This window comes from Bacillus sp. F19, from assembly GCA_023823795.1.
Lineage (GTDB): Bacteria > Bacillota > Bacilli > Bacillales > Bacillaceae > Bacillus_P.
Map to the genome: position 1 here is coordinate 2878739 of CP085710.1, position 26909 is coordinate 2905647.

The 26909-nt window shown below is 38.1% G+C and carries 24 protein-coding genes and 4 pseudogenes; 6 read left to right on the top strand and 22 right to left on the bottom strand.

The window, feature by feature from the left end; genetic code table 11:
• Positions 1-87 precede the first annotated feature (87 nt).
• The 8 genes from LIT25_14775 to LIT25_14810 form a co-directional block, all read right to left on the bottom strand.
• Entirely contained in the window at positions 88-447 is a 360-nt protein-coding gene (locus LIT25_14775; GenBank protein USK31911.1) for a PH domain-containing protein, read from the bottom strand.
• 88 nt (positions 448-535) lie between these two features.
• Entirely contained in the window at positions 536-1321 is a 786-nt protein-coding gene (locus LIT25_14780) for an ABC transporter permease (GenBank protein ID USK31912.1), read from the bottom strand.
• A 2-nt stretch (positions 1322-1323) separates the two neighbouring features.
• Entirely contained in the window at positions 1324-2223 is a 900-nt protein-coding gene (locus tag LIT25_14785; protein USK31913.1) for an ABC transporter ATP-binding protein, read from the bottom strand.
• A 1-nt stretch (position 2224) separates the two neighbouring features.
• Positions 2225-2446, bottom strand: a complete 222-nt coding sequence (locus tag LIT25_14790) for a PLD nuclease N-terminal domain-containing protein (GenBank protein ID USK31914.1) — start codon at positions 2444-2446, stop codon at positions 2225-2227.
• A gap of 16 nt (positions 2447-2462) precedes the next feature.
• Positions 2463-3002, bottom strand: coding sequence for a helix-turn-helix domain-containing protein (locus LIT25_14795; protein ID USK31915.1), 540 nt, complete (start codon positions 3000-3002; stop codon positions 2463-2465).
• Between the two features lie 391 nt (positions 3003-3393).
• The gene (locus tag LIT25_14800) at positions 3394-3741 is read right to left on the bottom strand and encodes an alpha/beta hydrolase (protein USK31916.1); all 348 of its coding nucleotides are present in this window, start codon (positions 3739-3741) and stop codon (positions 3394-3396) included.
• A 132-nt stretch (positions 3742-3873) separates the two neighbouring features.
• Complete coding sequence (locus LIT25_14805; GenBank protein USK31917.1) at positions 3874-4356, bottom strand: alpha/beta fold hydrolase; 483 nt, start codon at positions 4354-4356, stop codon at positions 3874-3876.
• Positions 4357-4423: 67 nt separating this feature from the next.
• A complete protein-coding gene (locus tag LIT25_14810; protein USK36290.1) occupies positions 4424-4582 on the bottom strand; it encodes a pentapeptide repeat-containing protein in 159 nt (52 codons plus the stop codon).
• A 698-nt stretch (positions 4583-5280) separates the two neighbouring features.
• Between LIT25_14810 and LIT25_14815 the strand changes: the two are divergent.
• From LIT25_14815 to LIT25_14825, 3 genes and pseudogenes are all read left to right on the top strand, one after another.
• Positions 5281-5700: pseudogene (locus tag LIT25_14815) on the top strand (protease inhibitor I9 family protein).
• An 18-nt stretch (positions 5701-5718) separates the two neighbouring features.
• Positions 5719-7050: pseudogene (locus tag LIT25_14820) on the top strand (S8 family serine peptidase).
• A 1887-nt stretch (positions 7051-8937) separates the two neighbouring features.
• Positions 8938-9255, top strand: a complete 318-nt coding sequence (locus tag LIT25_14825) for a dockerin type I domain-containing protein (protein ID USK36291.1) — start codon at positions 8938-8940, stop codon at positions 9253-9255.
• 449 nt (positions 9256-9704) lie between these two features.
• Here LIT25_14825 and LIT25_14830 read toward each other — a convergent pair whose 3' ends face one another.
• The 5 genes and pseudogenes from LIT25_14830 to LIT25_14850 all read right to left on the bottom strand — a co-directional run bounded on the left by LIT25_14830 (position 9705) and on the right by LIT25_14850 (position 14215).
• Positions 9705-9914: a hypothetical protein gene (locus LIT25_14830; GenBank protein ID USK31918.1), complete on the bottom strand. Its 210-nt coding sequence runs from the start codon at positions 9912-9914 to the stop codon at positions 9705-9707.
• A gap of 81 nt (positions 9915-9995) precedes the next feature.
• Positions 9996-10382, bottom strand: a pseudogene (locus tag LIT25_14835) (IS110 family transposase).
• A 418-nt stretch (positions 10383-10800) separates the two neighbouring features.
• A pseudogene (locus tag LIT25_14840) lies at positions 10801-11516 on the bottom strand (alpha/beta hydrolase).
• Positions 11517-12094: 578 nt separating this feature from the next.
• A complete protein-coding gene (locus tag LIT25_14845; GenBank protein USK31919.1) occupies positions 12095-13288 on the bottom strand; it encodes a NupC/NupG family nucleoside CNT transporter in 1194 nt (397 codons plus the stop codon).
• 699 nt (positions 13289-13987) lie between these two features.
• A complete protein-coding gene (locus LIT25_14850) occupies positions 13988-14215 on the bottom strand; it encodes a helix-turn-helix transcriptional regulator (GenBank protein ID USK31920.1) in 228 nt (75 codons plus the stop codon).
• A 238-nt stretch (positions 14216-14453) separates the two neighbouring features.
• Between LIT25_14850 and LIT25_14855 the strand changes: the two genes are divergently transcribed.
• Positions 14454-14723, top strand: a complete 270-nt coding sequence (locus tag LIT25_14855) for a hypothetical protein (protein ID USK31921.1) — start codon at positions 14454-14456, stop codon at positions 14721-14723.
• 50 nt (positions 14724-14773) lie between these two features.
• Here LIT25_14855 and LIT25_14860 read toward each other — a convergent pair whose 3' ends face one another.
• The 3 genes from LIT25_14860 to LIT25_14870 all read right to left on the bottom strand — a co-directional run bounded on the left by LIT25_14860 (position 14774) and on the right by LIT25_14870 (position 19546).
• Entirely contained in the window at positions 14774-15850 is a 1077-nt protein-coding gene (locus tag LIT25_14860) for a DNA alkylation repair protein (protein USK31922.1), read from the bottom strand.
• Positions 15851-15979: 129 nt separating this feature from the next.
• Positions 15980-17698 (bottom strand): assimilatory sulfite reductase (NADPH) hemoprotein subunit, encoded by a 1719-nt coding sequence (cysI, locus tag LIT25_14865; protein ID USK31923.1) that lies wholly within the window; start codon positions 17696-17698, stop codon positions 15980-15982.
• Positions 17699-17725: 27 nt separating this feature from the next.
• The gene (locus LIT25_14870; protein ID USK31924.1) at positions 17726-19546 is read right to left on the bottom strand and encodes an assimilatory sulfite reductase (NADPH) flavoprotein subunit; all 1821 of its coding nucleotides are present in this window, start codon (positions 19544-19546) and stop codon (positions 17726-17728) included.
• 244 nt (positions 19547-19790) lie between these two features.
• On the opposite strand from LIT25_14870, the gene LIT25_14875 reads away from it, so the two are divergent.
• Positions 19791-20702: a LysR family transcriptional regulator gene (locus LIT25_14875; GenBank protein USK31925.1), complete on the top strand. Its 912-nt coding sequence runs from the start codon at positions 19791-19793 to the stop codon at positions 20700-20702.
• 114 nt (positions 20703-20816) lie between these two features.
• Here LIT25_14875 and LIT25_14880 read toward each other — a convergent pair whose 3' ends face one another.
• The 4 genes from LIT25_14880 to LIT25_14895 all read right to left on the bottom strand — a co-directional run bounded on the left by LIT25_14880 (position 20817) and on the right by LIT25_14895 (position 23234).
• On the bottom strand, positions 20817-21164 hold the full coding sequence (locus LIT25_14880) for a hypothetical protein (protein ID USK31926.1): 348 nt from the start codon (positions 21162-21164) through the stop codon (positions 20817-20819).
• A gap of 372 nt (positions 21165-21536) precedes the next feature.
• Entirely contained in the window at positions 21537-21875 is a 339-nt protein-coding gene (locus LIT25_14885) for a hypothetical protein (GenBank protein USK31927.1), read from the bottom strand.
• 160 nt (positions 21876-22035) lie between these two features.
• Positions 22036-22332: a hypothetical protein gene (locus LIT25_14890; GenBank protein USK31928.1), complete on the bottom strand. Its 297-nt coding sequence runs from the start codon at positions 22330-22332 to the stop codon at positions 22036-22038.
• 32 nt (positions 22333-22364) lie between these two features.
• Positions 22365-23234, bottom strand: a complete 870-nt coding sequence (locus LIT25_14895; GenBank protein ID USK31929.1) for a cation diffusion facilitator family transporter — start codon at positions 23232-23234, stop codon at positions 22365-22367.
• 321 nt (positions 23235-23555) lie between these two features.
• Between LIT25_14895 and LIT25_14900 the strand changes: the two genes are divergently transcribed.
• Positions 23556-24740, top strand: a complete 1185-nt coding sequence (locus LIT25_14900; GenBank protein ID USK31930.1) for a peptidase M14 — start codon at positions 23556-23558, stop codon at positions 24738-24740.
• Positions 24741-24850: 110 nt separating this feature from the next.
• On the opposite strand, the gene bioB is transcribed toward LIT25_14900, so the two are convergent.
• Both bioB and LIT25_14910 read right to left on the bottom strand, forming a co-directional pair.
• Positions 24851-25849: a biotin synthase BioB gene (gene bioB, locus LIT25_14905; GenBank protein USK31931.1), complete on the bottom strand. Its 999-nt coding sequence runs from the start codon at positions 25847-25849 to the stop codon at positions 24851-24853.
• Between the two features lie 141 nt (positions 25850-25990).
• Entirely contained in the window at positions 25991-26875 is an 885-nt protein-coding gene (locus tag LIT25_14910) for a peptidylprolyl isomerase (protein ID USK31932.1), read from the bottom strand.
• Positions 26876-26909 lie beyond the last annotated feature (34 nt).

A 26909-nucleotide genomic window follows, 5' to 3' on the forward strand; every position in this document is an offset into this window, starting at 1 on the left:
GCATCATCTTCAAAGTCTAACTTAAACAATTTGCCACAATTGGAATACGATAAGACTCTGAAGATGGAGCCTATATAATTAAGGCGTTTAATTATTTATGTGAGAGCAACGCATCAAGATATTTTTTTCTAGTTGTTCAGGATCCTCGTTTTCAATCACTATTTTGTCAAATTCAAATCTTTTCAAACCAAGAATAGCTACTTTATTTGCGTCATGATAGGATAAGAAATATTTCTTTTTATCAATAATGAAAATCCCAGCTTTATAGCCGATTGTAGTAATGCCTGTTCTTTTTATAGCTGTCAAAGGAAACTTGAAATTTCCAACCTGTACTTCTTCGACCGAATTGTAAGGAATTTCTATCTTTTTTCTTAAAGTAGTAACCATTGTCTGACCTGAAATATTCAATATTAAAGCAGTATCACCAAATTCAATTTGAACACTCACCTTTTATCACCTCCTTTATAATGTCAGAAATCGTTTCTTTTAATCTCTCTTATACGTATGCTCCATCATATTATTGATATAAAATTAGTCACATAGAAGGCAACTCTTTTCGGTATAAATAATATTTTGATAAAAACAGGATAAATAATATGAGCAGTAACTTTACAGCCACTGTTGTGAAAAAATGAGGTAAAGCATTGCCGGTTATTATGATGTTGACAGCATGATTCGTCAAATATGAGGGATTTAAAATTTGAAATACCGAACCAAATACGGTTACGACTTTCAAAAGGATCAGAACAAAAATCGATATCACAGCAACTGCCGAAGATCTAGAAAGTAAAGCACCCATCATTAGTGCTACCGTCAATATAAACAGGCACCAAATGTAATAAACACCAAGCCCTGCTACAACTCTAGCTAATGGAACAAAGTGATACAAATAGGAGGTATAAAATACGGCCATCAGAAATCCTGTCGTCACTGACCCTGCAACAATAGCAGCCTGCCCAATCCACTTGCTCAGCAAATACTCGCCTAGTGTTGTGTTGCGTGTCAAAATAAACGTCAGCATTCCGTTTTTTTTATCTGCTACAACAATATCCATCATACCAATTACGATGACTATTAAGCCTAATTGGTCAAATTGATTGGTTAAGGTCGAAGTCAAAACATCTTCTGCGGTAAACTGGGGTAATGTAATATCCATACCTTCAGGCAATCCACCAGCCATATGCAAAATTTGAGGTAAATAATAGCACGAAAGAGGTTGAATGATTCCCAAAAACATAAATACCACAGGAAACCAAAGTAGTTTGTAACTTCTTCTAGCTTCAAGCCACTCTTTCTTTAATAGAACAAAAAGATGGTTCATGGTTACTTCACCATCCTTAAAAAGATTTCTTCAAGACTTTCTTGCACTAGTTCGAATTTTTGAATCGGCAGTTGCAAACGATTAATATTGTCTAATAGCCAGATTCTCCCTTGTTCAATGTTTTTAACGCGAAATTTTGCGAAACTACCTGTTTGTTCAATGGATTCAACGATATCTTCATTTGCCAGTTGAGAAGCCCACTCGTTAACTCGAGGGGCTTGAATAATAAAAACAGGTTGTTGATTCTGGTTTATCACTTGATTAATGGAGCCGTTAACAAGCAATTTACCTTGGTTTAAAATAAGTATCTTATCGCAAAGCTCTTCTGCATCATGCAGGATATGAGTGGAAAAAAGAATAGTCGATTTTTGTTTGATCACTTTAAGTAATTCCAACATGTCTCTTCGTCCTAGCGGATCAAGTGCTGAAACCGGTTCATCCATAATTAGTAACTTGGGTTGATGGATAAGCGCCTGGGCAATGCCCAACCTCTGCTTCATCCCTCCTGAATAGGTTTCTATCCGTCTATCCTTCTCCTCACTCAGCCCCACTAAGTCCATTAATTCGTGTATTCTTTGTTTTAAACTTTCCTTATCCATACCTGAAAGCCCACCCATGAATTCGAGCAAATCCTTTCCTGTCATCCACGAATAGAAAGTGGGGTGTTGGGGCAGGTATCCAATAAACTCAAGCATTTTGGCATGGCGTTCTCCTTGAAATAGAATTTGACCACCGGTAGGTTTTGTTATATCTAAAAGCATTTTGATAATAGTGGTTTTACCAGCTCCGTTTGGACCAAGAAGAGCGACACATTCGCCATATTCGATTTGAAAGTCAATGTCTTTTATAACCTCAATATCCCCGTAATTTTTTTGAAGATGGCTCACTTGAATTATGCTCATATTACCGTCCTCTCCTCCCTATGGTAAAGTACAAAATCGGACCGAAAATATTGACTAAAAGAATGATTGCAATCCAAATCCATTTGTTTTCATTGCTAAAGTCCCTTTTTAATAAGTCCCATAATGCCACAGAAAATAATATTAATTGTAAGATTAGGAAGGGAAGAAGAAGCGGCAGCCAATTCCAAAGTTCTTCTATCCCAATTTCATAACCAAAATGCATATGCGATTCCTCCTGACTATTCTTTTGATTTTTGAGGAATAAACATGCCTGCAAAAATCCGAGTGGTTCTTTCAGATGTCGGTTTGTTATTGATCGCTTTTTCAATAGACTCATTAATAGACTGGATGAGTTCCTGAAATTCTTCATCCGTTAGATGAATAGGTGTATACCAATAAGCGAAACCATCTTCTTGATATTGTTTTGGGGAAGTCTCCGTCAGATAAGTTGTTGCTAACTGAAGCAAATTACCATGAAATACTGAAAAATGCCGGATATGGTCTTCCTGTGAAGTCGATTCGATTTCATTTTCAGGAACCTGTAAATTCTCTTTCTTGACCGAAAACACTCGTTCTTCCGTTCCTTTAACTTTTTTCGTATCTATGACCTCAATAAAATTTCCCTCCATTAAAAGATTGATATGGCGATATAAAGTTGCCTGAGGAACATCCCCAAGCGCATCTAATAGCTCTGCAATTGTTAGTGGTTTGCCTAGCAACAATTGTTGGATAATTCGTATTCGAATAGGATGAAGAAGTAAATCAGCTTTTTTTGTCATTGTATTACACTCCATAACGATTATCATTTTATAAAATGATAATACTATTTATTTTTGAATTCGTAAATAATTCAAATTAATCAGATATAATAAAATGCATGTAAAATCCACCACTTTCATCCTATTCAGAGCAATTATAATAATTGTTAAATATATCCCAATTAAAAACAATCTTCGAATTTATTCAATAAGCCTTGCTCTTTTAAATGGCCCAATTCATTAAGAAACGCGCATTTCTTGCTCAAGAATGCGCCCGGTTGTAGAAGATCATTGCTTTAACCTTATGATAAGCACCCTTTAGTTTAAGTGTAATATTTCACAATCTTTTGTTAAAATAGAAAAAGGCAACCTTCAGCTTGAAGAATTACCTCCGTATTAAAAATACCTTTTTCTACCCATTACACTGAATATTTTTAATTTGTAATAGTGTATTAAAAAACAAGTCATGTTGATCAACCATTGTCATATGTCCAGCATTAGGTATTAAATATAACTTTTTATGCGGAGCATTGATTCTGTTAAAGTGTTCTTCTGCAATAACATAGGGAATCTGCCAGTCATTACTGCCTAAAATATAATATATAGGTATTTTATATTCTGATGGCTCCGAATTTATATCAAAACTTCCTAAAAAATCAACTAATTCTCTGTTAGCTTTAGCCCCTTTTATCATCGCAGAAATATCTGATAATTTAAAAACAGGACTCGAAAATATCATTTTAAATGTAGAAAAATTCATCTTCAAAGTAAAATTATATTTACCTTGAAGTTTACGTAATTTTAAACATTTTTTTTGCCATTCATTATCAAGTTTTTCTCCTGGATATTCACCTATTGCCTCTAACTGTTTTAGAGATTTCTTATCGTTTGATTATAAAATTAATTCCTTAACTTTTTCATAGCCAACACGCTCATTTTCGAGCATATTTATAATTTGTCCTACCCCAATATAATAATCTGCATCTTCTGGATATCGCTTGATAAAGATACTACCTAAAACACTTCCCCAAGAATGACCAAGTAAAATTATTTTATTTCTATTATATTTTTTCTTTAGATATTGAATAATTTCAAACAAATCCTTTAAAAGCAAATCAATTGTCGGATATTTATCTGGATTCATAGTAAGAGTTTTTCCAGTTCCACGTTGGTCCCAATGAATCACTGTAAAAATATCTTCCCATTTTTTTTGAAAGGCGTGTGCAAAAATGGATCCAGCACTGCCGGGTCCTCCGTGCAAAAATAACATTACTGGGTTTTCAAGATTTGTACCAGAATGAAACAGATATTGATTTATCCCATTGATTGGTACGTATTCCTCAACATAAATTAATTTTTTTGACATATTTTTCATAACTTCAATCCTCCCACTGTAACTTCATATTCCCCTTTAAATGACTGTTACGTTGGTCAAGTCTACTTTAAACCCCTTTAAAACGGAATAAGTCTATTTCCATTTTGGCACCATCAAGAATAGCTTTTGAAAAATCGGTATACTTAATGGAAATTTTTCTAAAAGTGGAATTTTTAAAAGAGGTTCCTGCTAACCCAGTACAATTAAAGATAGTGCCAATAAACATTTGGTTATCAAAGCATATGCCGGACAAACTTGAATAACTAAAATCCGTATGTGAATTCCAAGCAATTTCTCGCACATCTTTTGTTATTTGTGTTGTTTCTGTTTTTGTTTGCTTATCTGAGGTTTGGCATCCACCTGAGGAGAAGACTATGGCTGATACTGTATAATTTTCATTAGTTTCAAGGTAATTCTATTCTCTTTGTATACATTTATTACTATCTATGCATCTTAATGTTTTTTCCTTCTATCAATTTTTATTGACCTATTCTGCTTCGTTAGTTCAATAAAAAAGAGGTTGCCGCAGCAACCCCTGTTACTTAAACTCTTGCACCCGTTAGTTTAAGTACAGTATTTCACAATCTTTCTTGGGTAAATACTATTACTAAATGTTTGATATATAAAAAAAGGGAACACCTGCTAACCAGGAAGTTCCCTTTTTATTTCGTGAGATAAAAATACACCTGTAATTTCCTACAATTCCCCCAATACCCTTCATGAAAATTTTAAGCTATTATATTAATTGAGTTAATTTTATGAATATTCCACAAAAGGGGGTTGTAAAAGATGAAGAGAATAAAGAGAAAGATTTTTCAAGCTGCAACTGTGCTTATATTAGCCAGCAGTAGTATATTGGGTTCTTCGATGATTACCCAAAAGCCGACGTATGCTATAACGAGTGAAAATATAGCAGAGAAAATTATGCAATCTTTAACCGATGAACAAAGGGCTGCATTGCAAAACTTAAATTCCACAGAAATAAAGACTGGACTGCAATTATCAGATGATGTGGACTTAACGAGTGAGGAAGATGTAACGGTTATTGTTGAATTCAAAGAACTTCCAGCAAAGGTAGTTCAACTAGTAGAAGCTTCTAAAGGGGAAACCATTTCGTTAGAGAAGGCCAAAGAAAAGGTTGAAAAGTCACATTCACTTTTTAAAAAGGATTTACAAGAAAAAGTAGGAAAAAAAGTGAAATCTAATAAAGATAATTTTGAAATTAAATTTACTTATCAGAATGCATTTAACGGTGTAACGTTAACACTTCCGGCTAATCAAATTAAGAAATTGCTGGAAATGGATGAGGTCAAAGCTGTTTTTAGTGAGAGAAAAATACAAATAAAACCACCAGCACCAATTGTGGAAGAGAAAGAGCAGACCAAAGTTGATAGTATTCCATTTTTAAAGATTGATCAATTACACAAGGAAGGCTATACCGGAAAAAATATTAAGATTGGTGTAATCGACACAGGTATTGATTACAATCATCCTGATTTAAAGGATGCTTACAAAGGTGGATATGATTTTGTTGATAATGATAAAGACCCAATGGAAACTACATATGCCCAGTGGAAAGCAACTAGAAATTCTGAATTTTTTAACGGAAATCCGTATTACACTTCTCACGGCACTCATGTGTCAGGTACAATTGCCGGCCGAGCTAAAAACGATTCAAATTATAAAGTAATTGGAGTTGCACCTGAATCTGATTTATACGTTTATCGTGTGTTGGGCCCATATGGTTCAGGTTCAAATACTGCCGTTATTGCCGGAATAGATAAATCGGTGGCAGATGGAATGAATGTGATCAATCTTTCGTTGGGTTCTTCTTTAAACAATCCATTAGAAGCCACTAGCTTAGCAATCGATAATGCTGTATTAAGCGGTGTGACAGCTGTAGTAGCAGCAGGTAACTCTGGAGATAATGGTATGTACACCCTAGGTTCTCCTGGTGCAGCAGCACTTGCATTAACCATAGGGGCAAGTTCTGTTTCTACCAAAGTCACGACATTTGCGAGTGAATTTGTAGCAAATGGCAAAGAAACAGAGAGTACCTTACAATTGATGACCAGAACCTGGACGGATGATTTCTCGAACCTTTCTGGTAAAACATTCGATGTTGTCAATGTAGGCGAAGGTGGAGCAACCGATTATACAGGAAAAAATGTTCAAAATAAAATTGCTTTAGTCGCACGTGGAACTAATGCTCTGATTGATAAAATGAAATATGCAAAGCAAAACGGGGCAGCAGGTGTCATCATATACAACAACATTGCAACAGAAGGACAAATTCCTTTTTATCTGGGAGAAAGCAACGATAATATTCCAGTATTCTCTATGACAAATAAAGACGGTTTGGCCGTCAATGATTTATTCACTAATGGTACGCCTAGTGTTACATTTGGGACCCTTGGACAGAGTGAAATTCCTGGTGATGAATTAGCTAGCTTTAGCTCTAGAGGGCCATCTGGTACATTATATGATATTAAACCGGAAGTGACGGCACCAGGTGTATCGGTCTTATCAACCGTACCTTCTTATATTAACGACAAAATTAATTTTACTTATTCCTCTGCATACACGAGGATGTCAGGTACATCCATGGCCACTCCTCATGTTGCTGGAATTGCGGCGTTGCTGTTACAAGCACATCCTAAATATTCACCTGCAGATGTGAAAACAGTCTTAATGAATACAGCTGATCCTTTAAGAGGTCAATATAGTGTGTTTGAAGTAGGGGCAGGAAGAGTAGACCCTTATGAAGCGATATATTCTACTACAGAACTAGCCGTTCAAGACGAAACGCCATATATTAAAAATAATGTAAAAGAAATGATGAATGAACAAACAGGTGGCCTTAGCTACGGTTTTATCCCAATTGATGCGAATGATATCACAAAAACAACGAATCTATTAATCATGAACCATAGTGATAAAATGGAGAAGTATAACATTTCGGTTGAGTATAATGTTGGAGTTCGTGGATCCTTAGATCCCAAGGAAAACGGTGTGACCTTAGTATTGCCTAAGAATGTTAAAATTAAAAAGAATAGTCAGGAAAGCATACCTGCCTCATTGTTTATTCCAACAACAGCTAAAAAAGGCACGTATGAAGGATATATTCAAGTGGTGGATGAAAAGGATCCAGAACATCAATATCAAATTCCATTTGGTTTCCGTCTAGTGGAAGAAGGTTTGGAATATTTCAGAGTCTTTTCACCAAGTATCGCACCTAATCGTCAGCAAAGTCCTTATAGTGTTAAAAGTACGGATTTAGATTTCAGACTAAATTCACCGATGAAAACATTGGATTTTATTTTAGTAGATTCTAAAACAAATAAAGATTTAGGTTTAATCAGAACCTTTGATGTATCTGGCGCGGGAATTGATATTGATTATTACATTCAAAGTGGTTTTGCCGGAAGATATTTTCCTTTCACAGGAAATGCGAAAAAACCAATTGGATATACTTCTGTATTAGCAGCGGATGGATTATATAAAATGAAAGTAATTGGTACAAATCTGGATGGAAAGCAGTATACAAAGACAGATCAAGTGTATATTGATGATAGTATTCCAACCTTCAAATTAGATGATACAAATGCAGTGCCTAAAGGTGAACTTCCATTTGTGGAATTGGCGGCTGGACAAAAAACAGTTACATTATCAGGAAGCGTAATCGATAAGGAAGCTTATGAAATGGAAGAAAACGGAATTAATGTTAATCAAACAAAAAATAACGTTTGGTACGGACCAAACTCTCCGGCATGGAATATTCCTGTCGATGTTAATGGCAAGTTTACTAAAGAAATTTCAGTCGATCCTGGTTTTAATGCCGTAAATAAGCTACAATTTGTCGGTGCAGATAAAGCTGGTAACACAACAAGTGCTAAAGTCATTTATTATGTGAAACCAGGGACACAATATATTTACGCTAAACCAAATAAAGAGTCCTTTAAAATGGGTGATCAATTAACCTATACCTTCTATGCTCATGGTTTGCAAAATGCAAAAGATTTAACCATAAAGTTTGATTATACATCAAGATATTTTAATAACGTAGTATTAAATAAAAATCAGGCGTTATCTAGCGAAACACAATTTACAGCTACGGCAACGGGGACCACGAGCAAAACGAATACGATTAATATCAAAGCACCTGGTGATGGTTTATCGGGTGAAATGCCATTATTTGATATGGTAGTAGATACAAACGCCAATGAATATGTAAATGTTAGTAGTATTTTCTTTTTTGTCAATTCATCTTCGTATAAAGATCTAAGTGGAAAAACGGTAAACCTGAATACCGAAATCGGTTTATTACCAAGCTATTCAGCCTATTCAACAGCTACAGGGAAAGTCAATGCTCAAGGATTATTAAATGCAAACGGCAGCTTTAATTTTGCCATCGACTACACAACCATTGGTGCACAAGCTAAAGTGCAAGATTCCAAAGGTCAATTATACAATGGGGTAATTGAACAATTTGGAAACATTGTGTTTAATAAACTGCCAATTACTGAACAGGTATATACGGTCATCATTGATATTCCTGGTCATTTTACTACTTACACACCTATGGAAATTGGTCGAAAAGCAGGGGATATTTATATTGGCGAGAGTATTTCCTACCCAACAGTATTAGAAAAAGCAGGGGATATTAATAAAGATAATGTGGTCGACATTCATGACGTGATTCTGCTCGAACAATATTGGGGAACGAATAACCGTAATGCTGATATGAACTTTGATAAAACGGTTGATGCAAAGGACTTCAAGTTACTTGAGGCTAATTATTTAAAAGAAAACGATTATATATTAGATACTCCTACCGCTGTAAAGGAATACAACGGAAAAACAATTGAGTCTATTAAGCAAGTATTAGGGGTAAATTAATTATTACACACGCAAAGTTTTCATAAGTGATAAACTTCCTATTATTACTGAGTGAATTTACTTTTAACTATTTATCAGGATATCTAAGCAGTTATTGTAGTAATTGGCTATCTCTTCAAGTTATTTGGTAATATATATATTATATTAAATCAGCTTTGTTAATCCGTTACAAGAAACATAAAAAGGCAACGCCCAATGTAAATTGTACCCTATAGAGTAGACACTAATAAAAGGTCTGCCCTATAGGGTTCTTTTATGTTTAATGAACAAAAATGGGAGAATCGGAGAAAAATTAAATGTCAAAAAAACCCTTTACTGAGAAAGAAATAAAAAATGGTTTGTCAACACTAAACTAGTTTACACGTTGGTTATTTGGTCAATAATATATTTTTATTACTCAAAATAAGCGGGACTTTTCAAACAACTGGTTACTGGACTTACCCTTCTTGTCACTTCCACATTTCCTTGAATTCATTACTAAAGTTGCTGAACTCAACAATTTGTTCAGACCACCAGGAATCCTCGAAGTGGCGACCGTACCCTGAACGAAATTGTGCCAAACAATTCAATGCTGCTCTTTCCCAATGCTCACCTTTAATTTGGTGAAAATAAGGAGAAGTAAAGGTAATCCATACTAAGTTTCTTTCACGCTCATTCAATACTGATAATTACCATATACGGCACAAAAAGCCTCATTCCAAGCTACAACATTCATTCTTTCATCAATTACATAATCTAGGAACTCCTTGTGGAATATTAGGTTCGGCATATCTTCCATCTTTAACTAGCTGTGCAATGACTTTTGCGTCCTTCACATCATTTTTGGTTGGAGAATTATCATCTAATTCTTTAGTCTTCTTCACATGCATAGGATTTACCACGACAAACTTAATCTCCTCTTCTTTTAGAAAATGAGCGAGGTTGAGCCAATAATGACCTGTCGGCTCCATTCCAATAATCATCTTATCCATGCCTTGTTGTTCCATCAAATGTTTTATCCAGCCTAAAAAAAGATCAAAATGTGATTTGGTATTTTCAAAGTGACAAGGTGCACCAAACTCTAGGCCTCTAAAGTCCTGAGCACGAGCTACATGCTTGTACTTCGCAATATCTACACCTATAATCAGTGTTCAAGAAGTAATTTGAGCAATCTTTTCATTTTGGTTATAATTCATATTGAAGGCCTCCTGGTATATATGATTTGTCCTTTTCGCTGGCCAGCTTCAGGACACTCATATCATACCAAGAGGTTATTTTTTTGTTCAAACCTCATTTTTCTCCATTACAGGAATGCTGCCCTTTACCTTAATAAGAAGAGGCGACACTTTGTTAAGCAATCGCCCCCGTTAGCTTAATCACGAGTATAATCACTGCCTAGTTGTTCCAACTACTTCCGTTCTATATTGAAGTACTTAAAGGGGCACCCTGCAAAGGATGGCCTTTTTTAAACACCTCTTGTTTCCTTTTCGATCAATTCGCGAATCTTGGCGGATTACGGATCGATCTTGCTCTGGCCACACAATAAAATGCTCTTACAGCACGTCTGTCCCGGCCAGCCTCGTAAAACTTCTGTGCCACCATGTCCGGCCTTGTGCGAGTATCCGTAAAGTGGTCCCCGTCACCGACGATAAGGCGGAACTGGCCGAGCCGTGTGGACATATGCGGATTCCAGCCGAAGCCCTCTCCTTGTGGCAATGCATTATCTTGAACAAAATATACATAACTTTTCAGTATTGCCAACTCATAGAACGCTTTAAGATCCAGCTTCTCGAAAAGCGGTCTAGCCGGTTCCGGAGTGACGCCTGCATACATCTGTCTGGCTTCCTCCAATGTGGCCGTATTGACGAACAAATCCCGAAACAGTGGAAACGGAAGCATGATCGTATCATCCTTCGAGCCGGCTCTGAGTTGCTCGAAACCTTGTCTCGTTTGGGGCGATAACTCGTCGGCAACAGATTCGCCATCTTTCAGTACGAACGCGTCCCAGAAGACGAGGCGCTTGATGCGATCCGGTACCTGTTCTGCAACCTTTTGGATGACAGTTCCGCCGAAGCTGTGCCCGACGAGAACGAAGTTGCGTAGGTTCAGTTTCGTTATAAAATCAACGACGGACTTCGTGATCATCGCATGCGTGACATCTTTGTTCGGATCTTTGCCGTGACCTGCGTATTCCGGCTATAGACGACATGCCCTTGACTGCGCAGCACCGCCGCTACGCCGTCCCAGAAGTGAGCGTCAGCCCAAGAGCCATGCACAAGCACGAAGGTAAGCTGTTGCTGTGCGGGTAAACGGTATCTTTCATCCGATTCGAGGGCACCATTGCTCCAGAGTCACCATCGTTCAGAATAAGGGGAGTTATAATAACCGCGGGGCATAAACCTATAATCGGGATAGGGGAATTGATGAATTTCTTGGAGATAAGGAAACATGGTACAAGACATCCTCTCAAATCGACATTTATTATCAGCTTATGCCCACTGCGTTTGAGAGGTTCCCACACTCGATCCCGCACAAAAAAGGACGTTAATCCTTCTTAATTAACGCCCCCTCCTTTAGTTAAAGATGAAAGTAACCTTACTTACCTTTTTGAATTTGAATTAGTAGTAATAATAAAAACATTAGAGTTTTTAACTGAATGGGATATTTAGCATTTACGGGAAGCCTGTACTACTCCTTTGGAGAAGGCGTCCTTTGAATTCATTTTCTCGCCTTTTAGAAATTGTTTCCCCAGAGAAAAATAACATCAATTGGTCAAATCGTTCTCCAATTTTAAAAGAATTGGTGTTTCCCCTCTTGGATCTTAATTTCCTCCTTTCATTCCTGTAAATCAGTAACCTATTTACCAAACGAATAATCCAACAACCATAGCACTTAACAAGGATACAGCCATTCCGCTAAGCAGCATCTTCCAGACATTCCTTCCGATAATATGCGATTTTTCTTCATCAAGGATGGAATTAAACGTTCCATAAATCATCCCTACTGTACTGAAGTTGGCAAATGAGGTGAGGAACGTCACTGCAACGGCAACAGTATGCGGAGCCAGGCCGCCAACCTTATCTTTTAAATCGAGCAAGGCAACAAACTCATTTGTAGCAAGTTTGATTCCCATTAATTGAGCAACATACATCGCATCACTCACAGTTAATCCAAGCAAGAAAGCAAATGGACTAAAAAGAACTGAGAAGATTTTTTGAATCGTCAAACCGTTGATAAAGAAACTTAATATACCATTTAAGCTGGCCGTCAATGCTACATAACCGATTACCATAGCCGTAATGACAATGACCATCCTGATCCCCACAAGCATACTGTTTGAAATAGTGGAAAAGAAATCTTTACGTTCCTCTTTAGTAGGAACATATACTACATCCTCCTCTCTGCTGACAGCGACAGGATTTAGCATGTTAGCAATCAGCAGAGCGTTTAAACAGTTTAATGGAATAGCAACAAACACATATGTTGCAGGAACCATGGATAAATAAGCGCCTATAATGGATCCGCTTATACTGCTCATGCCCATTATTCCAAATGTCAGCAATCTCTGAGTTTTTATAGCACCAAGTTGAAGACGCAGAACAGCAAGAGCTTCGGTATTTCCAAGAAACATCATCTGAATGGAAAAAAAACTCTCAAGTTTTGGCAAACCGGACACTTTTGAGATGAGCCAGCCTACTTTATCGATAATCCAGGTCAGAATACCGAAATACGATAAAATGTCAAAAAACGTAATAATGAAAATAATCGGCATTAATGCACTGAAAAAGAAATCAACCTGCTCATTTGCCATTGCAGATGGGAAAACAAAAGATATCCCTTCATTTGCACATGAAATCAGCCAGGTAAAGAAAGCTGCAATTTGATTAATGACCCATGTCCCGATTTTAGTCGATAACATGAACCAAGTAATTATGAATTCAACAACGATCAAGGTAAGAATAGCTTTCCATTTAACATTCCTTTTATTAGGTGAACAAATATAAACAATTCCAATTACAACTAGTACACCCAGTATATTTAACAAGAAATACATACTATCACCCTCCTTGATTTATCATTGCCAATATCTTTTTTTATATTATGTGAAAGAATACCGCTCTTCCATTCCATCCTGTTAGCATTGGAACAACAGGATGAAGGAACATAGACAGCATTCCATTTATAAATGAATGATTTATTTACAATAAGAAAAAACCTTGATGCATCAAGGTTTTTGTCCGTACAGTTATATTATGTAATGTAAGAATCCCGTGCAGTAAAATTCGCCTATTTTAAAGAAACTAAGAACTATAAGATAATCTTATATACCCAAGTTATTTTCAGTATTATTTATCTGATTATTCCATTCTTATCTAGTCTATTTGGCCGTAATATAAAAAAGCAATTTTATTGCTAAGATAATCAATCACACCTTCTTTTATTCAAATCGAATGTACCCCACTTCCTCCACAATCTCCTGCTCCCTCTTTTCCAGAACTGTATTTAAGAATCGGCTTACTTTTTTAGATTTCATGGTAATCTTATAACCGCAGCACTGATCCTGTTCATTTGCAATCTGATTGAAAATTTCAATAAACGGTTCAGCAAGATACGTATGCTCATAAAAGCTTCATATCTATTCCTGCTTTCCTAATAGCAGTTATTTTTTCAGAATGGCAACTGGTCTGATGTTCTGAATATGTGAAAAAAGGCATTCCCTTTTTTATAGGAAACGCCTTTTAGAACATTACGATTAATTTATTTTGTTTTTCTTTTGAAAATGCCCTTTATCAACTAGTTCTGATGCAGGAACATCAAGGACCGTAGAGAATTTTAAGATGGTTTGGTTATCAGGCACTTTTTCACCGGATTCATACTTTTCGATGGTTTGTCGTCCAAGTCGCGCTTTAAAAGCAAGTTCTTCCTGACTCATGTTTTTCAGCTCTCGGTAATGTTTTAAATGTTCACCAATATGAGACATGCTGATTCCTCCCTAAAATCATCCAATTTTCTACTTTTAGTTTATCACCATTCAGATCTCCTGGATACTTGTAAACGTGAACATTATGTTAACAACTTTTAAACACAGTATTAAATCTTTTTAATAACGTTTCAAACAATTTTTATAAATTATTGTAAATAAAATTCATGTTATTTTTCATTACGGGAAAGATAAAACAGAATTAACTAACATTCTAATTAATGGAAGGAGTAACACAATGAATAAAAGATGGTTATCTGTACTATTTAGTGTATGTTTCTCTGCTTTAATTTTAGCTGGATGCGCTACTAATGATGATCAAGATCCAGCTCCGCCAGAAGATGAGCAAAATGATGAAGTTCCTGAACAAGAACAAAATGAAGATGCTCCAGGTATAGATGAAGATGACACAATGAACAAAGATGACGAAGAGGATGCAGAGAAAGATCCAGAAGATCCAATTGAAGACCCTGAAGATATGAATGATCAAGATAGACAAGATGACTAATGAAAAAAAGTCCTCCACCGAGGACTTTTTTTCATAGTACCAGCAGTCTGTTATTGGATAATAAAATCTGTCTCTGCTTTTACTGCACCGTTAATAACGATGGATAAAGTGTGTATTCCTTTATAATGTTTTCTTGTTGTTAAATCTTTAAAAGCGTGAGTTTTTGTGATGATGTTTTCTTCTCCCTGCTTCATATTGCGTGTTTTCAGCATAAATATCTTTCGGTTTCGCTGTCCCCGTGATTTCACATAATCTATTGCATATTCCACCCTGACTGAAATTGTGCTTTCTGCTGAAATATGAAATGTAAACTGAATACTGTCTCCAATCTGGATAGTATCGGGATGAAGGGTCAGGTGCTCAATTTTTATTGGGCTGTCATTTCCATATCCAAATAACGCAAGTGCTTCTCTGTTTCCTTTTTTAAGTAATGAACGGCAGGCATGTTTGATTATCCAATCCGTATATTTGTTCTTTCCGATCCATTCATTCGCAATGCTTAAAACAAATTCAGAGTGTGTGTAGGAAATATCATTTAGATGATTGGCAACACTCTTGCGAACATATAAAGAATGATCATTTTTCAGGTTTTCTAAAATCGGCAATGTTTGCCGGGGGTCTTCTTTTAATGAAGAAACCGCTGCTCCCCAAGGCAGTCTTGGTCTGCTCCCCTCGCTCGCCAGCCTTCTTACATGCTCATTTGAATGGGTGGACCACTTCAGCATTTGTTCAAGCATACGCTTTCCATCTTTAATTAAAAAAGGACGGACTGCAAATTCTGAAGTTGAGAATTCTGTAAAGTAAGCTAACGCATGCATTGATTCGTCCCATTCATGCAAACCATATTGCTCAACGTAATCGGGGAAAATGATGCCGCCAAGACCATTAAATTGCGGTGCAATTTTATATAAAATCTGAAGAGCATCCTGATAATCCTCAGGAAGTGATTTTTTTAAACACACTGTAATCTTTCTCATCCGCTGCTTTAACGCTAAATTCTCCCAGCCTTCTTCAAAAAAACGAGTGCGGAATTGTTCGGAATCAAATAAAGTGTATTCCTGATCTATTGCATAAATCAACGTCTCAATAAAAGCTTCATTATAAATATTTTTTAGTGCTTCAGCCATCATTTCTACCTTCTTTTATAGGAAGTATTATATAAATCAACTATACACGAACATATATTCGTTTACAATCCTTCTCTATTATTACCTGTTTGCTTCCAAAATAAAAAGACAGGAAGGACCTGTCTTTCATCAATCATGAAAATTTGTACCGTCTGTTACTTCTTTTATGACTCCTGCCCGAACGGCAAAGTCTCCAAAGTGTTCTTTCTCTGTCCGCTCTTTTGCGTAGCGTGAAAGAAGGACGCGAAGTTCGCTTATAATCTCTTCTTCCCCGATGTTTTCACGGTACATCTTGCTCAGGCGGCTCCCGTCAAAAGCTGCACCCAAATACATATTGTACTTGCCGGGCGCTTTGCCTATAAAGGCAATCTCACCCAAAGCATGGCGTGCACAGCCGTTCGGACAGCCGGTCATTCGAATGGTAATCTCTTCGTTTCGCAGCCCGTTTTCATCAACGATGGCTTCAATTTTATCGATCAGCTCCGGTAAGTAGCGCTCTGCTTCAGCCATTGCAAGGCCGCATGTCGGCAGGGCAACACATGCGAGTGAACTGCGGCGCAGTGCAGAGTAATGCTTTCCGTCAGTCAGCCCATATTCGTCAATCAGATCATTGATTTTTTTCTTTTGATGGTTTGGGACATTGGATATGATTAAGTTTTGATTGGCAGTCAGGCGGATTTCACCTTTATGGACTTTTGCAATCTCACGCAGACCGGTCATCAGCTGGTAGCCAGCATAATCTGCTACGCGTCCGCCTTCTACAAAAAGTGTAAAGTGCCATTTGCCCTGAATTCCTTTTACCCAGCCATATCGGTCCCCGTTATTGTCAAAGTGATAGCTCTTTGCTTCATCAAGATTCCATCCAAGCCGGTTTTCCAGTTCAGTTTTTACGGTATTCAGCCCTAATCGGTCAACTGTGTACTTGAAACGGGCATTTTTGCGGACAGAACGATTTCCATAATCCCGCTGAATGGTAATGATCTTTTCCGCCACGTCGACGATTTGATGAGGCGCGCAGAAGCCAATCACTTTTGCCAGCTGCGGATACGTTGCCTTATCACCGTGGGACATTCCCATGCCCCCTCCGATGGCAATGTTGAACCCTGTGAGATTACCTCCTTCAACGATCGCAATGAAGCCAAGATCCTGTGAAAAGACATCAATGTCATTTGAAGGCGGCACCGCAATGCCGATCTTAAACTTCCGCGGCAAGTACAGCGGCCCATACATCGGCTCAACTTCTTCTGTGTCAGGTGTTCCCGCTACTTTTTCTTCATCAAGCCAAATTTCATGGTACGCTCTCGTGCGAGGCAGCAAATCATCACTTAATTTCTTTGACCATTCATACACTTCAGAATGAATGTCAGATTGATAAGGATTCGAATTGCACATCACGTTCCGGTTTACATCTCCGCAGGCAGCAATGGTATCCAGCATCGAAGCATGAATTTCCTGAATGGTCTGCTTCATATTCCATTTTAAAATGCCGTGCATTTGAAAGGTCTGGCGCGTAGTCAGCTTTAACGTGCCATTTCCGTACTTTTGGGCAAGATCGTCCATGACAAGCCATTGTTCTGGCTTTGCCACTCCTCCCGCCATACGGACGCGGAGCATAAACTGATAAGCAGGTTCTAGCTTTTGCTTTTGACGCTCATTTCGAAGATCACGGTCATCCTGCAAATAACTGCCGTGATGCTTCATGAGCCGGTTGTCATCATCAGGAATCCCGGCACTGATCCGTTCCTGCATAACTTCTGCCAGCGTACCGCGCAAATAATTGCTTCTTTCCTTAATATCCTCAACATCACTTGGCGGGCCATCCGGCGCTGTTAATAGTTTGTTTACCATGCTGAAAAACCCCTTTCAATCTAGATCTCAGTAGACATCACGCTGGTAGCGTTTTTGCTGCTGCATCTCTGCAAGATACTCTTCCGCTTTATCACGGCTCATGCCGCCTTCATTTTCAAAAATCTCAATTAGAGTATGATGGACATCAAGGGCCATGTTTTTCTCATCACCGCAAATGTAAACAACTGCTCCCTCTTGAATCCATTCAAATAATTCTTTGCTCTTTTCAAGTATACGGTGCTGCACATAAACTTTTTCATTCGTGTCACGCGAAAACGCAACATCCATTCTTGTCAGCACTCCGTTTTCAAGCCATTTTTGCCATTCTGTCTGGTATAGGAAGTCTGTCACGAAATGCTGATCACCGAAGAATAGCCATGACTTTCCTTCTGCACCTGTTTCTTCTCTTTCCTGAATGAAAGAACGGAAGGGTGCAATCCCAGTTCCGGGTCCCACCATGATGATAGGTGTATCTGGATTTTGAGGGAGCTTAAAATTTTGGTTCCGCTGTAAGTAAACCGGAAGTGTATCTCCTGGCTGAAGCCGGTCTGCACAAAAGATCGAACAGACGCCGTTTCGCTCTCGCCCATGTGTTTCGTAACGAACAGCGCCGATTGTCAAGTGGACCTCATCGGGATTGGCTGATAAGCTGCTTGCAATCGAATAGAGACGGGCCGGCATTTTTCTTAGAATAGAAACGAATTCTTCTGCGGATGCATTCCAAGGCCCGAAATCGCGGAACAAATCAAGCAAATCGCGGCCTTCAAGGTATGCTTTACATTTTTCTTTCTGTTCAGGTTTTGTCAGTTCCTGCAGTTCCATGCTGGACGAAAACCTTGATGCATGCTCTAGAAGAGGTTTTGTTAAAACCGTGATTTCAAAATGGGATGTAAGTGCTGCTTTAAGCGGAAGGTCCCCTTGTTTATTGACTGATATTTTTTCATCAGGATTCCAATTCATCTCCTGAATAAGCAAGTCTACTAGTGCAGGATCATTTTCCGGATATACTCCCAGACTGTCACCTGGCTCAAACGAAAGACCAGATCCTTCAAGAGATAGCTCAAGGTGGCGAGTTTCTTTATTTGAGCCGCGGCCGTTTAACTTAAGATTCTCAAGCACTTCTGCACGAAACGGATTTGTTCTGGAATAGACGGATTCTGTTGCCTGTGCGGATGCTGTCTGTACAGATGCATCCTGACTTTCCCACTGCACCTGTTTAAAGCTGCCAAGGACTCCCTGAAGCCATTCTGCAGCTTGATCATCATAATCAAGGTCACAGTCAGTCCGCGGGTATATCCGTGTGCCTCCAAGTTCTTCAAGCTTTTGATCAAAATCCTTTCCTGTCTGGCAGAAAAACTCATACGAGCTGTCACCAAGAGACAAAACTGAAAAGCTAAGATCATCGAGCTTTGGCGCGCGTCTTCCATGAAGGAATTCATGAAACGAGAGCGCATTATCCGGAGGTGTGCCTTCTCCATGTGTACTTACAACGATAAGAAGGTTTTTGACCTTCTTTAATTGATTCGGCTTGAAATCATTCATCGAAGATATTGTCATCTGCAAACCCTGCTCAGTAAGTATTTTACCTGCATTCTCCGCAAGACCCTGGGCATTTCCTGTTTGTGACCCGTATAAAATGGTCACTTCTTTAGAGACAGCAGCCACACTGCTTTGTACTGACAGCTCTGATGCATGAGTCTCCTCTTCTGTCTGAAGAATCTGAGACTGGGATGCTGTCAAATACCCTGTCAGCCAGATTTTCTGTGTTTCTGACAGCGTTGGCAGAAGCCGATTAAGGAGTTCTGCCTGCTCTTGATTGAACGGACTGTTAGTTACCTGAAGTTGCAACTTTTCCCACCTCACAAAGAAATTGAAAACGTTTAATACATCATTTTTCAGTGAAAATCCTGTTTTTTTATAGAAAGAAAGAATCATTTTTGATTATCCCTATAAACTAAGTTGGTTTTTAGGGTAAAATCATACCTATCGATTTAATAAATACTATTTCTACTTTACCCGAAAACAGAAAATTAGTAAAATACATTTAATTTATTGTTATAATTAAGATTACTAATCATAAGGTGGGCTTCTTTTGTATTATGACGCATTAAAAACATTTGTGACCCTTGCAGAAATTAAGAACTTTACGAAAACAGCCGAAAATCTCCGCATGTCGCAGCCGAGTGTAAGCTTGCATATAAAAAATCTCGAAAAAGAATTTCAGACGACATTATTTTTGCGTTCGCCGAAATTCCTGCAGATTACTCCGACAGGCGAGATTTTATATGATCGCGCAAAGCGGATGATTACCCTCTATGAACAAACAAGACAGGATATCCTGGAGCATCAAAACTCAGTAAAAGGAGAACTGAAGATTGGCGCCAGTTTTACAATCGGCGAGTATATATTGCCTTCTTTACTCCTTGACCTTCAAAATGAATACCCGGAACTTGAGCTGCAGGTTCTCATTGGAAATACAGAAGAAATCGTTCAATCGGTCCGGATGCATCAAGTAGATATAGGATTAATAGAAGGACAGACAAATGACAAGGAACTTTCTGTACACCCATTTATGCAGGACGAACTATTTATTGTATCTTCAAAAAATCATGATCTCGCTTCAAAAGATGAGGTTACATTTGCCGATCTTCACAATCAGCCTTGGGTCACAAGAGAAGTTGGTTCTGGTACACGCGAATTTCTAAATCATGTGATTCGGACTAACGGATTAAAAGTGAAATCTCTTCTAACCATAAGCAGCAATCAGGGGATTAAAGAAACACTCATAAACGGCATGGGTCTCTCCTTTTTATCAAAAAGTGTTATAGAACGAGACGTGCAAAATAAAAATCTCTCAATCATCAAAATGAAAAACCAGACTTTTAATCGAACACTTTCTTATATCTTTTCACCGGTAATAGAAGATAAAAAGATTGTTAAAACGTTTATTAATGCCCTGAACAAAAAGTGGCCAAGTGTTCAAGAGAATGGAAATAAAAAGTAGCAAATTTGTTAAGGAATTGAGAAAAGCGGGTCGAAGACCTCTTAGGTAATCGGCAAAATGCTTCTTTTTTCGTTCAGAAAACGAAAGAGAAGCATTTTTTCGATTATTTATTTATTAATTAAGCAAGACAATCTCCCTGGCCTCTACTTTTCTGCTTTTCTTGCTCTTGCTGATTTTTTTCCGATCGGCTAAAACAACTCGAATATCTAATCCAGTCGTAAAATGTCCAGCCTTCAGCTTTTCACCGTGATTGTCCCGGAAAACCGTTTTATTTGACAGCTTAACTGTACATGGGTAGCCGGAGGATTCCCCGTTTTTCTCATCCTTCAGCACCTCTTTAGAACAATCCACTTCAAAATGACCTTTTTTAATATCACTGATCCTTCCCTCAAAAGATTTTGAATGGCTGCAGCTTAGTAAAAGAATGCTCATGAAAGTTACGGCAAGTATCATTTTTTTCATTTGAACTCCCCCCTTTTTGATTTCTTACTTTGCGCTATCTGTATCCTATAAATTGTTAGATAAATTCTATGTATAAAGTTCTTTATATAGCAACTGATATCCTTTATATTTAAGGCTTCTGTTATTGGGAAAATCACTTCTTGATAAATGAATCTATCATCATGATAATGCAGATTCAAGCTGATCCTCTTAATTGAAGGATAATGGCTCATTAGAACTCATTTAAACAGTCATTTGAGCAGAAAAAAATGAGTGCCAAGTATAAGCACTCAATAAATTAATTGATATATTAAGATCTTCCGTTTAGAAACTTGCTATATGATAGTATGTTATTTACTCACATCACAAATCATTACACATAGGTCAGCTAATTCACTGCTTCTCTTTTTTGAAAAGCTCACCTGTTTCCCATTGTTCTCGTAATCCGGCAGCTTCTTCAGAGGATGGCCAATCTGTCTCTGTTTCTTTTTTTCTATTCGTTTCGTGCAAGATGTCTTCCTTATTAACTAATTTGATTCTGCCTTTTTCATCAAAGCCAATTACTGTTCCATTTTTTTGAACCCTTAATAAGATAAAGCTGAATAAAAATATCGGCAGCCAGAAAATGCGAAATAATAGATGCACAGGCAATGAAAATTCTCCTGCAAGTTTAAAGAAACTGCCCAATTTAAGATACATAATTATACAAACAATCCATATAATGATTTCCACTTCATTGACCTCCACCTTAAATACACATTTCATTTTATAACCACAATTTCCCTATAAAAAGTATAGCAAAGATTCCATTATTAATTGATTTTTTTTGAAATTCAATCTAATTAAAAAAGACACTTCTCTTTTGAAAGAAATGTCTTTTCTATTTCCATATTTATTTATTCTCTTTTTTCTTTATAAACAAAGCAGTGATTAAGCTCAGTACAGAACTCAGCATCAGAGTAAGCGTGAAATATAACGTTAATAATACAGAGTCTAAATCACGTACGCTGATGTCAGCACCTTCAAGAATGTATGGTGCAGCAAACACAGCAGCAGCAAGCAGTGCGAGCGTAACTGGAGGAACAAACCTTTTTGTAAAAGGCATTTTCATTGTCCAGAAAAGGGATGCTGCGATGATGATCAGCGGAAGTCCAATGCGCATCAAATTAGTAATCAGTACAGGATCCAAAGGTTCTCCCTCCTCTAATGCAAAACCAGGGTTCAATTCGGTTCAACATGAACATGTACATTGTACACGTTATGCTCATTCATTAAAATGTTTTCAACTTTTGTTGAAATATCATGTGCATCCCGAATATCCAAATTAGAATTGACGAGAATGACAATGTCGACGACAGTATTGTTTCCATAATTTCTTGCTTTAATTTCCTTAACGCCTTTTACCCCGTACAGAGAAAGAGTCGTTTCTTTAAACGCCTGTATTTCATGTTCATCAAAACCATCCGTTAAATGATGTGAGGCATCTCTGAAAATATCCCACGCCGTTTTACAAATCAGAAATCCTACAACAGCAGCAGCGAGAGGATCCAGCCAAGGAAGAGAGAATTGGGATCCGATAATTCCTACTACTATCCCAATGCTGACCCATGCGTCAGACAGGTTATCTTTTGCGGCTGCAATGACTGCCTGGCTATTAATTTTTTCACCAAGTTTTTTATTATAGCGGTATACGAAATACATAATTACTGCACAGAAAATCCCTGTCCAAGCTGAAACAAGATCAGGTGATTCCTGTTTTCCTTCAAAAACTGACATGACTGCACCGTACAGAACTTGAAGCCCCACTGCCATCATAATGAATGATGCAACTAAAGAAGCCACCGTTTCCGCTTTCCAGTGCCCATACGGATGATCCTGGTCCGCTGGCTTTTGAGATAGTCTTAACCCTAATAACACTGCAATCGACGCAACGATATCGGTCGCATTATTTAATCCATCAGCCTTTAAGGCTTCTGAATTTGCTGTATATCCGATCATGAGTTTTAAAGCAGATAAACACAGGTATGCAATGATGCTTATGATGGCGCCGCGCTCTCCCAGTTTTAAATCCGCATATTTTTGTTGTTCCATCCAAAAGTCCTCCACTTTTTCATTCCTTGACCATCTTACCAAGTAAGGACTGAGTGGGTCTACAGCAACCTTTTTTCATAATTCAACAATAGTAAAGGCAGTCAAAAAAAGTTTGCTTCAGCTAAAACTTATTCCTTTAGAAAACCTTTTATTTCGTGAGGCGAAAGAACTTCCGTCTGCTAGGAAAATAGATTGGAAGAAATAACAAACTGAAAGTTCTTGTAGAACCATTGCGTCATTTTTGTCAATTTACAAAGGATTTACGAATTTTTTGCAGAAAATTCTGATTGCAGTTTAACTATTAAAAATGAGGTGACTGGATTGAAAAAGAATTCATTGACAAAGATTTTAGGTACAGTTGTTTTAGCTTCTGTTCTTGTCTTTCCGCAGGCAGGAAACATGGAAGCCGCTAGACCATCTGCAGGCGAATCACTATCAACACAAGGTTTTATTGATTATGCGGAGCTTAAGCAAAAGCTTACTCAAATTAAGCAGAGCAGCATCGGAAGAGTTTCAGTGGATGTGGCAGGCTATACAAATCAAGGGCGTGAAATTTACACGGCCAGAGTCGGTGAAGGCGACAAAGTTCTGCTCGTTCAAAGTGAAATTCATGGAAATGAAAAAACAGGAACAGCTGCATTATTGAACATTCTCCAAAACATAGGCTCAAGCAATTCAGCTGAAGCCCGGAAAATCCGCGAAGAAATGACGATTGTGGCCATTCCAATGATGAATGTGGATGCTTCTGAATTAGATCGCAGAGGAAATGATTTAAGCTGGTCGGAGGTCGTGGAAAGATACCCTCAATTAAGCTCCGCTGCTCCTTCATGGAACTATTATACGAGGCTTCTTCAAGGTGATGATTATACATCAAACCCAGGATTTGATGTAAACCGTGATTTTCATCCTGACTTAAACTACGTCCCAAATGCAGCTGATTTTCCTGGGGCCTCCAATAAGCCTGGCTGGTATATCACTCCTGAAGCGCAAACAGTAAGAGATGTGTATAAAGATCTGCAGGCCGAGTTCGGTAAAGTTGATGTATTCGTGGATCTGCATCATCAAGGGTTTCCGTATGTAGGTGATACTGAAGAAATTGCGACCATGTCAATATCCGCACAGTTTGTTCCAGATCCAAGCACGGCTGATGGAGCAAAATATGCACAGTATGCAAGTAATTATGAATATGATTTTTCAAGACAGCTGAATGTTGCTGCATATAAAGCCCTTCAGGCAAAAGGAGACTCTGTCTTCACGAATATCTCCCTGTACCAGCAAGGTCTTGATCTGCCGGGAACTGCTCTAGGTTCATTTGCTTTAAATGGAAGCGGAACCGTTCTTTTTGAAATAAAAGGACAAACTCAGAATTTTGGGCAAAAACAAAAAGGAATGCTCGTAAACACAGTGGAAACTGGTTTAATGGGCATTATCACAGGAGTAGCAGATGAATCTGTTCATTCGCTAGATCCTGAAAAGTATGAAGAGATTCCTGAATCAACTTATTAATCTATAAGATGGATCAGAAGACTTTCACAATTAATTCACGGACATTAAAAAAATTCACCATAATTGTGAACAAAAAATGGTCCCTTCTCTAATAAGAAGGGACCACTTTTTTATACAGTCAACGCCTCATTTTCTTCAAAATCAAACTCTACTTCGAATCCTAAATCCTTCAGCATTTCATGGTCACTTGTACTTTCCTGGCCTTTAGTCGTTAAATAATCGCCCACGAAAATAGAGTTCGCCGCATAAAGTCCAAGCGGCTGAAGGGATCGAAGGTTCACTTCACGACCTCCTGAGATGCGGATTTCTTTTGTCGGATTGATAAAACGGAATAGCGCAAGGACCTTCAGGCAATAGCGCGGATCAAGGTCGTCCGTCCCCTCAAGCAGTGTGCCGTCAATCGCATGAAGAAAGTTAACAGGTATCGAGTCTGCATCAAGTGCTTTTAAGCTGTATGCCATATTGACGACATCTTTTTTCGTTTCTCTCATGCCGATGATGACACCTGAACATGGTGAGATCCCTGATGCCTTGACAGCTTCTATCGTATCAACACGGTTATCATATGTATGGGATGTTGTGATCGATTCGTGATGTTCCTTTGATGTATTGATATTGTGATTGTAGCGGTCGACTCCTGCTTCTTTTAAGCGTGAGGCCTGATTTGGCTTTAAAAGACCAAGACACGCACATACTTTAAGTCCATATTGCTCTTTTATGTCTTTCACTGCAGATACAACCGTGTCCAATTCTTTTTCAGATGGTCCCCGTCCGCTTGCCACGATGCAGTACGTGCCAACCTTCAGATTATAAGCCCTTTCTGCGCCTGCAAGAATGCTTTCCCGGTCCATCATGCGGTACTTTTCAATCGGCGCCGTTGAAATACTGGATTGTGAACAGTACCCGCAATTCTCAGGGCAAAGACCTGACTTCGTGTTGATGATCATGTTCAGCTTTACTTTTTTTCCATAGTAGTGCTTGCGAATCGTAAATGCACCCTGCAGCAAACTTAATAGTTCATCATCATCAGAGTTTAAGATACTCAGTGCTTCTTCATCATTTAATTCTTTTCCATTTACTACTTCGTTTGCAAGTGTTAACCAGTCCATGGTAATCCCTCCATCATTTCCTTCTCTTTCATGGTAAAGAATGGAGGTGACTTATGTCAACTTATTTTTATTAAAGTTAACAGTAAAGATCTTTTTGCTCAAAATTAACTCATAAAAAAAGAGGAGAATTCTCCTCTCTTCTTAGCTTTCCAGCGTATTTTCGATTTCGTATTCTTCTTTTTTCTCATCCAGCCAGGTTGTATAGGCAGTTTGCTTCTTTTGATCAAACAATGTTTCTTTGATCTCTTTTTTCTTATCTTCATACACTGCTTCTGAAGCGGCTTTTTTGTCTTCAAATTTGATTATGTGATATCCAAATTCTGTTTTAACGGGATCGCTGATTTCTCCTTCTTTCATTGCGAATGCAACCTCTTCAAATTCGGCAACCATTTCACCTTTTGCAAAGTATCCCAAGTCACCGCCGTTTTCACTATTAGACGTGTCTGTTGAATATTCTTTTGCAAGCTCTGAAAAGTCTGCTCCGCCGTCCAGCTTCTCTTTCACTTCTTTTGCCGCTGCCTCATCTTTTACTAAAATATGACTTGCTTTTACTTGTTCCGGTTCTGCAAAACTCTCTTTATTTTCATCAAAATAGGTCTTCATTTCATCCGCAGAAATCTTAATTTCCGGCTCCAGAAGCTTTTCGATTTTCAAGTTTGTTTCCAGATCTTTTTTCACATCTTCAACAGTGGCGCCACTCGTCTCAAGCTGCTGAATAAAGGCCTCTTCGCCCCCATAAGACGCTATAACCGTCTGGTATTCTTCTTCAACGGCATCATTTGAGATCGTTATGTCTTTTTTATCTGACTCCTGCTCAATAATTTTTTCCGTTATTAAATAATCGACAAGCTGCGTCCCGCCCTGATCCATCAAGAGACTGTACAGGTCGTCCTTGCTTATTTTTTCACCATTCACACTTGCCACTTCTTCTTCAGTAGCGTAGGAAATGCCCCATCCGATTCCCACTCCTAAGAAACCAGTCATCAGAAAAGCATATGTTAGCCTATTCTTTAAAACATTCTTCATATATAAATCTCCTTCTTTATCCTATTTATCTTTT